Here is an 11,764-nt window from a genome sequence, read left to right as displayed (position 1 = left end):
TCTAGATCGGATTGGACGCCTTGCATGATGGGCGCCGGTTATAACCCGGCCGCCCCCTTGCAGGGCGTTTTTGTTCGTGGTGCGGCCTTTGCCTGAAAACCGCATGCAGGGGGTACATTAACTGTATAGCTACATCATAACGGGAGGTTCTGTTCCATGATCATCCGGCTCGGATTCGTATCCATCGCTCTCGCGATTTATCATAACACCCCCAGCTCCACCTTCACGTACAAGCTGTTCTCCCAGCGTCCCCGCGAGGAGGCCATGCAGCGGGCCATCGACATCGGACGCAAAAACCTCGAGGCCACACGGCGCATTCTATACTACAATGCCGCGCATGGCATCCGTCTGTTCCGCTTGTCCTCGTCGCTGATCCCGTTAGCTACGCACCCGGACGTGCAGATCGATGTGGCGGCCGAGTACCGCACCGAGCTCAAGCAGCTCGGCGATTATGCCAAGGCGCATGACATCCGCCTCAGCATGCATCCGAACCAGTTTACGCTTCTGAACGGAAGCGATTCGGTCGTTGCCGCGGCGATTCAGGATCTGCGCTACCACGCCGCCATCCTTGACGGCATGGGGCTGGACGAGTCCGCGATCATCAATATTCACGTCGGCGGCGTATACGGCGACAAGGTGGCGGCGACGGAGCGGCTGTACGCCAAGATCCCGGAAGTGCCGGAGTCCATCATGCAGCGGCTCACCTTCGAGAATGACGACAAAACTTACACCTTGGCGGAAACGCTCGCCGTGGCCCGGAAGCTGGGGCGTCCCTGCATGCTGGACCTGCACCACGACTGGTGCAACCCTTCGGAGGCTTCGCCGCAGGAATTGCTGCCGGAGATTGCCGCAACATGGAGCGGCCTCCCGATGAAAATTCATGTCTCCTCGCCCAAATCCCCGAAGGAAACGAAGGAGTTCCGTTCGCACGCCGATTATATCGAGCCCGAGATGCTTATCACTTTCTTGAAAAGTTGTAAGGAAGCCGGTCTGGACCGTATCGATGTCATGATCGAGGCGAAGATGAAGGATCTCGCCTTGTTCAAGCTTGCCGAGGACCTCAGCAAGGTTCGCGGCATGAAGCGGCTTGACGGAGGCGTTCTGACATGGTAGCCGGATCCGTTTTACCGAATATATTTATCCACCGGGATCACATGAATGTGCTCCTGGCTTTTCACATGCCGCAAAGCGTTGATCTCTCCCCCGATAATAATCAGCAAGGCCGATATATAGAACCACGTCATCAGAACGATAATGCCCCCGACGCTGCCGTAAGTCGCACTATAATTCGTAAAATTATTAACATAGAAGGAGAAGCCGAACGACGTCCCCTGCCACCCGAGAGAGGCGAATAAAGCCCCAGGGAGCACACTTTTGCACGTTAAGCAGGTATTGGGAGCTATGTAATAGATGCCTGTGAACACGATGAACAAAATGATAAAGTTCACCACCCAGCGGATTTTGTTCCACAGGTTCACCATGGTCGACGCGGTATGGACATGCGCCTGCACCCAATCCCCGATCCAGTGCCCGAACACGCTTAGAACGAGCGCAGAGGCGATGACGATCAGCATGCCCAAAGTAAGCATAACCGCGAGGAAGCGCGAGTGTATGAAGCTTTTGCGCTCCGGCAGTCCGTACGCTTTGTTCACGGCAATGACGATGGCGTTCATGGCCGCGCTGGCGCTCACCAATGCGAGTATGAGCCCGAAGGACAGCGTGCCGCCCCTTTTCACATCGAGCAGGCTGCTGAGCGTTTCTTCCAGCCAGGAGGAGACGGCACCCGGGATATATTCCTTGATCAGCAAGACGACATCGTTCGAGGAGAACGGCAGGTAGGCGAGCAAGCTTAGAATAAACAGCAGGAACGGGAACAGCGACAGTAAAAAATAATAGGCGCACTGCGCAGCGAGTCCCGTGGCGTCGTGCTTCTGGAATTGCTGCCAGAGCAATTTCAAGTTAGATTTACCCATAAGCGGACTTGTCCTTTCTTTGCACAGGAATTGTGATAAAATAGGTAGTTCAGTCATGCCATGAAACAGGTGATAACCATGAACTCTCTTACTATTTACCCCACCCCGTTAGGCGCTAAACCCGCCACAGAACGAGCGATTCCGCATGCCCGGATGGCCGTATTGTCGAATAGCTCGGATTTTGTGCCTGATGCGGACCGGGATGCTTATTTTTTCCGCGATTTGGAGCGCCATCGAATCCTGCTGAATGAAGCGCAAGTACAGGCTGTGCGCCATTTCAAAGGCCCGCTTCTGACCCTAGCCGGAGCCGGCTCCGGGAAGACGACGGTGCTGGTGTGCCGGGTAGCCTATCTGCTGCGGGTTCACCGGGTCCATCCGTCGAATGTGCTGCTCATCACGTTCTCGAAGAAAGCCGCCGAAGAAATGCGGGAACGGCTCGCTTCTTTGCCGGGCTTGGACGCCCAGGCGGCTCAGACGATGCAGGTTCGGACGTTCCACGCCTTCTGCCTCCGCCTTCTGCGGATGAACGGGTTTCAACAAGACATTCTGAGCGACAGCCGCTTTCAGCAGATCGTTTTCAAACGAATCATGCTGAGCATGGGATTGCAGGATGCCTACCAGCCCGAGGTGCTGATCTCCATGCTGTCCTCCTACAAAATGCAGCTGATCGAAGTCGACGACCTCCCCGAGGAGACCGAAGAGGATCAGGAGATGAAACGAATTTTCCTGCAGTACGAACAATGGAAGATGGAACAAATGAAAATCGATTTCGACGATATTCTTCTCCTTGCTTACCGGCTGTTGAAGGAAAATGCGGATATTTTGCGGTCACTTGAGCGTAAATTCACCTATATCAGCGTCGACGAGTTTCAGGATACGAATACGGTGCAGTATGCGATCATCCAAATGATTGCGCAAAATCATCAAAACTTAATGGTTGTCGGCGATGACGACCAGACGATTTATTCGTTCAACGGGGCGCGTAATGCGTTTATTTTGCAATTCCACGAGCAGTACCCCGCAGCGAAGACGATCACGCTCGATATTAACTACCGGTCAACGTCAAGCATCGTCGGACTGGGCAATGCCATTATCAAGCATAACGTTCAGCGCAAAAACAAAACGCTCCTGGCCACCAAGCAAAGCGAAACGAAGCCGATGTACGTGAGGCCCGCAAGCAGCGACGATGAGGCCGATTGGCTTATTAACGATCTGCGGATCAAGGTCGCGGACGGCGGCTTCTCTTACGGCGATTTTGCCATTCTATACCGGACGCAGAGCAACGCCAGAGCTATCGTCGAACAGCTGATTCTGCACAACTTGCCTTTTGTCGATTACGGCACCAGTGATTCCTTCTATGAGCAGTGGATGGTGAAGCCGATCGTCGACCATCTGCGGATCGCCCACGAACGCCGCAATTTCGAAGCCATCGAGGGGATCCTACCCTCATTATATATAGGGCGTGACCAAGGCATGCGAATTATTCAGGAGCAGGAAGCGATTCAGGCCAAAAAGTGGCCGCTGATCCACCTGCTGGGGCTGCCGCAGCTGAAAGATTTTCAGAAGGATAAGCTCAAGAGCCGCATCCGTCTCATTAAATCGCTTGCCGAGATGAAGCCGCTTGAAGCGATACAAGCTATTCGCAAGGATTTCTACGATGCTTTCTTAGAGACGAACAAGCGCAGCAAGCTGACGCATCACCGGGAAATGCTGAAGGAAACTCTGGATGAACTGGAGTCCTCCGCCAAGCGGTTCGACACGGTGGAGCAATTTCTTTATTTTATCCATGAAGTCGCAGAAAAACGCACAGAGCTGAGCGCGATGCCCAAAGATCAAGCCGCGAACAAAATCTCGCTGATGACGATCCACAAGTCCAAGGGGCTTGAGTTCAAGGTCGTCTACCTGCTCTGCGCGATCGAAGGCAACATGCCGCATGCCTCGGCCCTGGAAGCGAACCATCTGAACGACATTCAGATGGCCGGCACCGCGGGGGGCGACAAGTCCGCCGCCGCGCTTGAAGAAGAGCGGCGGCTCGCCTACGTCGCCGTCACACGCGCCAAGGCTGAGCTGCTGATCAGCTCGCCGGCGTATTTCCGCGGGAAGAAGGCGGAGCCTTCCCGCTTCCTGCTGTCCGCGTTTCCTGGCGCGGACACGGCAAGCAGCCGCAAGCCTGCGGCGGCTGTGTCTGTGCGGGCAGCCGTGCCGCGCGCGGCTGCTGCGGGCTCCGCCGCGACGGAGTCGGTCGCGGCATGGGTATGCGGCCAGGCCGGCTGCAAGGCCTGGTCGCGGATCTCTTCGCCGCAGGAGGCACGGCGAACGGAGAAGGCCTGCCCCCTGTGCGGCAGGGCCATGGTTAAGGGCAGCAGGCTCGTTCCGCTTGCCCGCTAGGCAGGCGCACGCTTGCCCGCCCGTGGGTTACATGATGGTTGCCGGTGCAAACACCAAAAAGAGCTAAGCGCTTATGAGCTTAGCTCTTTTGTTCTTTTTGGGGATGCCCAGCGGCCCTTGACCGCTCTCGACCGCTAACGGAAGTCAGCGCCGTTATTCCCCTTGTTACCCGTGATTTCGGCTCCGAAACCGGCGAATAGGGTATCTGTGGTCCGTTAGCATTCCGCGCATTCAACCGGCTTTATACGAGCTCCTTCAAAGCTTGAAGAGCCGCCTCGTAATTCGGATGTGCGCTCATCTCCGTTAAATACTCGACGTAGCGCACCGTGTCATTCGCATCTACAATAAAAATTGCACGCTGATCGAGCTGGATCTCTTTGATCAGCACTCCGTACGCCTGACCGAAGGAGCGGCTTTTGTAATCGGATAAAGTCACGACTTTATCGATGCCGGCTGCCCCGCAGAAACGGCTCTGGGCGAATGGAAGGTCTGCGGAGATGGTCAAAATGACGACATCATCGCCTAATTTATCGGCCTCCACGTTGAATCGGCGCGTCTGTGCGTCACAAGTCGCCGTGTCGACGGAAGGGACGACGGAAATCAGCTTCACTTTCCCCGCATAGTCGGACAGACGGACTTCTGTCATCAGATCTTTATTTACCGTGAAGTCCGGTGCCTGATCCCCAACTTTGATCTCCGGCCCCAGCAGTGTAATCGGGTTGCCTCCTAATGTCGCTACTCCTGTACGTTCTTGTAATTGTGTCATGTTTGCTGCCTCCTAAGTGGAATATGGTGAATGGGTGTTGTTTGCTGACTCTCAGGCCTGCTCGATAGCGGCCTTCAATCGATCTTTCGGCTGCACGCCGACGAGTTGGTTCACGACTTGCCCGTCTTTGAATATTAACAAGGTAGGGATACTCATGACGTTATACTTGGCCGCGGATTCCGGATTGTCGTCCACGTTGATTTTTACGATTTTGGCTTTATCGCCGATCTCAGCGGACAATTCGTCCAGTACCGGAGCGATCATTTTACAGGGTCCGCACCAAGGCGCCCAGAAATCGACGAGCACAGTACCCGCTGCGGTCTCATTTTGGAAAGTAGCATCTGTTATCTGTTGAACTGACATGGCATTTGCCTCCCTTATGAATGGTTGAATAATTGAGATTCAGTTATGTGAAAATATTAAGCGTGCTGCTCGGACAAGAACCGTTCCGCATCCAACGCGGCCATACAACCGCTGCCTGCCGACGTAATGGCTTGGCGGTAAATGCGGTCCTGCACGTCGCCGCAGGCGAACACGCCAGGGATAGCGGTTTGGGATGTGCCTGGAATGACTTGCAGGTAACCGAGCTCATCGGTTGGCAGCTGCCCGCCCAAGAAGCCTGTATTCGGCGTGTGGCCGATCGCCAGGAAAATTCCGTCGGCTTCCAGCAGCTCCTCTTCGCCCGTATCGTTGTTGCGCACTTTCAGTCCGCTGACACCCATCGGACCCGCCGTTACTTCGAGCGGTGTCCGGTTCAGGCTCCAGGCGACCTTCTCGTTGCCACGCGCGTGATCCTGCATGATCTTCGAAGCCTTCAGTTCATTGCGGCGATGCACGACGCGAACCTCGGATGCAAACCGGGTCAGGAATTGCGCCTCCTCCATCGCGGTATCTCCGCCGCCAATCACGATGATTTTCTTGTTGCGGAAGAAGAAGCCGTCGCAGGTTGCACAGGTGCTCACACCTCTGCCGATATTCTCGGTCTCGCCGGGGATACCCAGCTTCTTGGCCGATGCGCCTGTCGAAATAATCAGCGAGTCAGCTGTCAATTGAGCGCCATCCTCCAAGAACAGCGTGAACGGCCGCTTGGACATGTCCACTTCCGCCACCCGTCCTGACTGAATCGTAGCTCCGAAGCGCAGCGCCTGCTTGCGCATGTTATCCATCAGTTCAGGACCCATAATCCCGTCCGGGAACCCCGGGAAGTTATCAACCTCGGTTGTTGTCGTCAATTGGCCGCCGGGTTGAATTCCTTCAATAACAAGCGGAGCGACATTGGCTCTTGCCAGATAGATTGCTGCCGTTAGACCGGCGGGACCAGTACCGATAATAATTGCTTTATAATGCATAGGAAGGCCTCCTCGTCTGTTTTCATCCATATCACGGAGTAATTAACTTGTTCGCAAATAAATTTGAAGCAAATCTTATGAGAAGATCATACCAAGATCCAATTACTTTGTCAACAACTATATTGCACACAATTTAAATGGCCGCAACTGCGTGCTCCGTTGTCTGGACTTTCCCGTTCTTCCACAACCCGCCTGCGTATTCATCAAACATTCAGTTAGACTTCATGTAAGCTTCAGCTTTCCCTGCGATAATAGCCTCATGTCCGAAGGGGCTTACAACGAAGGGAGCAAACAACATGACCGCACATCAAAAAAAATCGAATCGCACCTGGCAATGGGTCTCCGCTGTCCTGCTGCTCGGTCTTATTACTTATATCGCTATTTATCCGCCTGTCAAACACAACGGTCAAGCAGCTGCCACCGACCCTGTCGCCAAAGTGAATGGCGTCAGCATCTCGTCTGACCAGCTGTATCAAGCCATGTTGACCAGCGGCGGCGAGCAAACGCTCGATTCGTTAATCTCCGAGGAGCTGATTAACCAAGAAGGCCAGAAGGCCGGCATCCAAGTGACGGATGAGGACATCGAGAAGGAGATCGCCTCCGTTCAAGGCTCCTACGGTTCCGAAGCTGAGTTTCAGCAAGCTCTCACGTCATACGGCATGACGATCGACGATTTGAAGAAGAGCATGAAGTCGCAGGTGCTTTTGAAGAAGATTTTAACACCGCAAGTAACGATCACCGATGATGAGATTAAGAAATATTATGATGAAAATCTCGAAACGCTGAAAACACCGGAGCAAATTCAGGCGTCTCACATTACCGTTGCAACCAAAGAGGAAGCGGATGCGATTCTGGCAGAGCTGAAGAACGGTTCGGACTTCGCTGCGCTCGCCAAATCCAAGTCTACGGATACGGCGACCAAAGATAACGGCGGTTCTCTCGGCTATATCGCCAGCGGCACCATGGATGAAGCGTTCGATACCGCGGCTTTCGCTTTGAAAGCAGGTGAAACGAGCGGCGCCGTTCAGACTAGCTCGGGCTACGACATCATTAAAGTAACGGACCGCAAAGCGGCCGCCACGCCGACGCTGGACGAGAAGAAGGAAGAAATCAAATCTGCGATCACAACGCAGAAGCTGGCATCGCTCTCCACGACATGGCTGCAAGAGAAAAAGTCGCAATCGACGGTTGAGAATTATTTGAGCAAAGCCTAAAAATAGAGAAGCCCTTGGCTCTTCCGAATTGGAAGGCTAAGGGCTTCTTTCTTGAGATCTTATTAAGGTGTCCGAGCTTTCATATCGTCGAGACTTTTAAACTGATACCCCTGACTGCGGGCATCGTCAATGATTTTGCCAAGCGCCTCCGTGTTGTCCTTCGACACGGAGTGCAGCAGAATCACAGCGCCGGGATGCAGCTGCGCCATCACGTTTTTATACGCATACTGCCAGCCCTTCTGCTGCTTCGGCTCCCAATCGCGGTACGCGACGGACCAGAATACGTTCGTATAGCCCAGCTGCTCGCTTACGGCTAACGACCTGCCGTTGAAGATGCCCCGCGGCGTACGCAGATAGCGCATCTCTTTCTGCCCGGTAACGGTCGCCACTTCTTCTTTGACCTGATTCAGCTCTTTCTGGATGCGCTCCGCTGAAATTTGACTCATATCCGGATGGCTCCAAGAATGGTTGCCGATCAAGTGCCCTTCGGACGCCATGCGCTTCAGCAGCTCGGGCTCGGTTTTGATGTAATGACCGGTTACGAAGAAGATGGCCGGCACTTGCTTTTCCTTCAGCACATCTAGAATCTTGCCGGTGTATCCCTGCTCATACCCGTTGTCGAACGTTAGATACAACTCTTTGACCGACATATCGCCCGTGAAGATGGCCCCATGCTGTTTCAGCAGGCTTTTGAAACCTTCCTCATCAATGGACGGGCGTCCTCCGTTGGTGCTCTTTTTGAAACCGAAATGATACGTTCCATCAGCGGTTGCATGGACGAGCGCAGCCTGTCCGAACAGCATCACCAGCACGACTGTAAGGATACGGATGTAGTTCACGGTTACAGATTCACTCCTTGCCTTCTGTGGTTTGATCCATAAGCTGTTACTAATATGCCACAGAGCAGGCCGGAGTAGGCGTATCATGAGCAGGGTAATATTGGATGGAGCTTGCCGGGCAGGTCAATCGATTACTTTCCCGAATGCCTCGACCAAGTCGGTGCGGAAGGATTGTCCCGCCAACTTCTGAATTTCGGCATAGGCTTCGCGCTGCGACATAGCCGGTCGATAGGAACGCGGCGTCGTCAACGCCAAGAAAACTTCGACCAGTCCGAGCATCTGCGATAGCAGCGGAATCTGATCACCCGCCAACCGATAAGGGTAGCCGGTGCCGTCCACTTTCTCATGATGGTACAAGAAAGCGTTCTCCACCTCGGCAAAGTCAGGGATGCCCTCACACAGCTCCTTCGCCATATAGCAGTGCTCCTGCACCACCTCGAACTCGAATTCGGAGAGCTTCCCTTCCTTCTCGAACATATAATCGGGCAGCTTCACCCGGCTGATAAAATGCAGCAGCGACAACAGATCAATTTCCCAATTCTGCACGGTCATTCCGCTATCGTAAGCTTGAACCAGCGACTTGAGCAGAGCGCTCATTTCACCGATCTCTTTGCGTGAAGTCTGGGTTTTCCGTTCTCCGACGGGGATGAAACATTGCAGAAGGTTAATGACCTGCTGTTTCTGCCGCTGGAAGGCTTGCGCCTCAACGCGCTTTCGATGCTGGTCGAGTGCTGCGAGGATGACTCCGCCCAAAATAATACTTCCCAATGTATAGACGGCTTTGGTCGTCGCTACAATCACGGGGGATTCGTCCCCCATGGCGACATTCGATGGCCCGAATGCATAATAAAAGACGAAGTATAGCAGAAATATCGCGCAGCCATATACATACATTTTGAAATTTACCAGCAAACTAAGCAAAATCGGGTAAAAGGCTAGCGCAATCCACATATGCTGCAACGAAAGCGGATTGTACAATGTAGTAACGACCACAACCACAAAAATAATGACGGGAGACAGCAGCTTCGTATATGCATTATCTGGAGGGATCGCGCTTTGAATGCCGTAGATTCCCCATGCAAACAAAGAAACCGTTAAGGAAGTCGCCATATAGAGGTACGACTCCGAATTGTGGACAACCAGCCAATAGCCGATTCCGCTCAACGCACAGATCGAAGCCATACTGCCGATAATCAGGATAAGCAATTGGTGAATGGGCAAGCTTGCGATGCGTTGTAAGTTCATTGGAACGAACTCCTTTTGAAATCAGAATGCTCTCCGGAATCTTTGGGCTGAAAGCAGGAGGCGCCCTTCATCACGTCGTCGATGGCGGCGAGAATAACCTCCGGACTCGTGTCTTTCATTAAATAGCCGTCCACTCCGGCCTTAAAAGCGCGGTAAATATCCTCGCTCTCATCGAATGCAGTTAATATAATAATTTTCATATGAGGGTAAGTATCCTTGAGCGTCTTGGCTCCCTCAATGATCGAGGTGCCGGGCATTTTCAAATCGGTCAGCAACAGATCCGGCGCTAGCGCCAGCGTCTGCTCAATTGCTTCGGTACCGCTAGCCGCTTCGCCCATAACCGCATAAGCCCCGCAGCTGTCCAGCAATATATGTAATCCCGCCCGAACAATCGAACGGTCGTCTGCTATGACTACTTTATACATAAGCGATACTCCTCTCTCGCGGAATATAAGCCTTCACCGTCGTCCCAGCGCCTACTTCGGATTGGAAGGAAATCGCCCCGTTCAAGGCTCGAATGCGGCTTTCCATACCGCCAAGCCCGAAGCGTCCTTGCCCATGAACTTCGGCATTCCGCATCCCGATCCCGTCATCCTTGACCGTAATCGTCCACTGCACGCTGGTAACCTCAATTTTCACGTACAGCTGCTTCGCGCAGGCATGCTTCATGACATTGTTCGCGGCTTCCTCCACCAAATGGTAGATCGCCTCTTCAATATCGAGCTGCTCCTGTGCCACCCAACCGACATTCTCGAAAACCGGCTTCACGTCCGTGTGCTCCGTAATTCGCTGCAGCAGCTTGTCGATGGCGTGATGCAGATTGAATTTGCGCTTCTCGTTCTTGAGCTCGGTGATGAATTGCCGGATATCCCGATGGCTCTCTTTCACCTTCTTCTCAATGTCCGCCACATAGGGAAGCACTTCGTTGCGCGCATGTGCAGGGATCGCGTTCTTCAGCTGAAACAGCTGAATCGATATGAAGAAGAGCTCCTGTGTGATGCCGTCATGAATATTCTGGGCAATGGTATTCCGCTCGATGGCGATCGCCGTTTCCTCCGCGTCCAGCAGCTGCTGGTCGTTGAAATGAATGGCTTCCAGCTTCATCAGCAGGAATTGGATGTAGATTTTGTGCAGCACGGACAGCTCATTCTTCTCGCTCTTCACCATCAGCCACCCATAAGACTCTCTCGTGCGATCGAGCAAAGTCAGGATATAGAAGGACGCCGCTTCCCCTGTCGGAGACGGCAGCTTGGTGTACAGCTTCTGTCTTTGCGGCCTGTTCTGCATCAAATAATTGGTGAAATACGTATGCTTCCAACTCTGCACTTTGTTCTCGTAGCGGCCTTCGTTTGCCACGCACAGAATCACTTCGCGATCATCCAGGATCTGTTTCAGCAACCCTTCCATGTAAGGAATCGTTCCCTGCATATGCGGCTGCCTGTCCGCCAAACGCGACGAATAAATGAGCACCAGCTTGCGCATCTGTTTGCGCAGATCGTTAAACAGATATTGCACAAGGCTGAGAGCACAGAAGAAGGCTAATACGAAAAAGCTGTAATCAAAATGATTCAGCATATACTTATACGCCGGCCCCTCCCCGGCCAAAGCAAAAATAACCGGAAGCAGAAGCGCGTAACTGAGAGAAATCCCGTAAAACGTACGCCATGAGGAGAACCGTTTCACCATCAGAAGTCCCGTAAAGCAATAAATCATGAAAGGCGATGACAGCCCGCCCGTCAACCAGAGCAAATACGAGCCGAAGACCATATCTCCTGCGGAAGCTGCGGCGGCCGTGATCGGCCGGCTCCTGTTCAAGAACAATAGGCTGTATAGCGTTTGGACAAGAACCGCGGATAGCAGCAGACCTGGCGTCACACTCCCTGATTTCGTATAAATTAACAGTCCCATTAATAGCAGCACCCATCTGCATCCAAAAAAAACGTACAAGCTCGTTCTGTTAAGTAAAAACATGTTGAACTGCTCCTAAACT

At 53.2% G+C, this 11,764-nt stretch carries 11 protein-coding genes; 3 read left to right on the top strand and 8 right to left on the bottom strand.

Annotated features, from left to right (window positions below; genetic code table 11):
* Positions 1–156 precede the first annotated feature (156 nt).
* Positions 157–1,113 carry a UV DNA damage repair endonuclease UvsE gene (uvsE, locus tag PUT07_RS28045; RefSeq protein WP_274472088.1) on the top strand — a complete coding sequence of 319 codons (957 nt, stop codon included), beginning with the start codon at positions 157–159 and terminating at the stop codon, positions 1,111–1,113.
* Between the two features lie 11 nt (positions 1,114–1,124).
* On the opposite strand, the gene PUT07_RS28040 is transcribed toward uvsE, so the two are convergent.
* Complete coding sequence (locus tag PUT07_RS28040; protein ID WP_274472087.1) at positions 1,125–1,973, bottom strand: YihY/virulence factor BrkB family protein; 849 nt, start codon at positions 1,971–1,973, stop codon at positions 1,125–1,127.
* Between the two features lie 78 nt (positions 1,974–2,051).
* Here PUT07_RS28040 and PUT07_RS28035 point away from each other — a divergent pair, with 78 nt between their 5' ends.
* A complete protein-coding gene (locus tag PUT07_RS28035; protein ID WP_274472086.1) occupies positions 2,052–4,361 on the top strand; it encodes a UvrD-helicase domain-containing protein in 2,310 nt (769 codons plus the stop codon).
* A gap of 241 nt (positions 4,362–4,602) precedes the next feature.
* Here PUT07_RS28035 and tpx read toward each other — a convergent pair whose 3' ends face one another.
* The 3 genes from tpx to trxB are packed head-to-tail and all read right to left on the bottom strand — an operon-like array spanning position 4,603 to position 6,476.
* Positions 4,603–5,127, bottom strand: a complete 525-nt coding sequence (tpx, locus tag PUT07_RS28030; RefSeq protein WP_274472085.1) for a thiol peroxidase — start codon at positions 5,125–5,127, stop codon at positions 4,603–4,605.
* A 51-nt stretch (positions 5,128–5,178) separates the two neighbouring features.
* Positions 5,179–5,490, bottom strand: a complete 312-nt coding sequence (gene trxA, locus PUT07_RS28025; RefSeq protein WP_274472084.1) for a thioredoxin — start codon at positions 5,488–5,490, stop codon at positions 5,179–5,181.
* Between the two features lie 56 nt (positions 5,491–5,546).
* Positions 5,547–6,476, bottom strand: a complete 930-nt coding sequence (trxB, locus tag PUT07_RS28020) for a thioredoxin-disulfide reductase (protein WP_274472083.1) — start codon at positions 6,474–6,476, stop codon at positions 5,547–5,549.
* A gap of 296 nt (positions 6,477–6,772) precedes the next feature.
* Here trxB and PUT07_RS28015 point away from each other — a divergent pair, with 296 nt between their 5' ends.
* Positions 6,773–7,690 carry a peptidyl-prolyl cis-trans isomerase gene (locus PUT07_RS28015; protein WP_274472082.1) on the top strand — a complete coding sequence of 306 codons (918 nt, stop codon included), beginning with the start codon at positions 6,773–6,775 and terminating at the stop codon, positions 7,688–7,690.
* A gap of 62 nt (positions 7,691–7,752) precedes the next feature.
* On the opposite strand, the gene pdaA is transcribed toward PUT07_RS28015, so the two are convergent.
* The 4 genes from pdaA to PUT07_RS27995 form a co-directional block, all read right to left on the bottom strand.
* A complete protein-coding gene (pdaA, locus tag PUT07_RS28010) occupies positions 7,753–8,493 on the bottom strand; it encodes a delta-lactam-biosynthetic de-N-acetylase (protein WP_274472283.1) in 741 nt (246 codons plus the stop codon).
* Between the two features lie 159 nt (positions 8,494–8,652).
* Positions 8,653–9,774 carry an HD-GYP domain-containing protein gene (locus PUT07_RS28005; protein ID WP_274472081.1) on the bottom strand — a complete coding sequence of 374 codons (1,122 nt, stop codon included), beginning with the start codon at positions 9,772–9,774 and terminating at the stop codon, positions 8,653–8,655.
* A complete protein-coding gene (locus PUT07_RS28000; protein WP_274472080.1) occupies positions 9,771–10,199 on the bottom strand; it encodes a response regulator in 429 nt (142 codons plus the stop codon). The genes PUT07_RS28005 and PUT07_RS28000 overlap by 4 nt, the downstream gene beginning before the upstream one ends.
* The gene (locus PUT07_RS27995) at positions 10,192–11,745 is read right to left on the bottom strand and encodes a sensor histidine kinase (RefSeq protein ID WP_274472079.1); all 1,554 of its coding nucleotides are present in this window, start codon (positions 11,743–11,745) and stop codon (positions 10,192–10,194) included. Before PUT07_RS27995 ends, PUT07_RS28000 begins: the two co-directional genes overlap by 8 nt.
* Positions 11,746–11,764: the final 19 nt, after the last annotated feature.

This window comes from Paenibacillus sp. MAHUQ-63, assembly GCF_028765165.1.
GTDB lineage: Bacteria > Bacillota > Bacilli > Paenibacillales > NBRC-103111 > Paenibacillus_E.
Note: the sequence above shows the minus strand (reverse complement) of the source record. Positions and strands in the feature narration are given on the sequence as shown.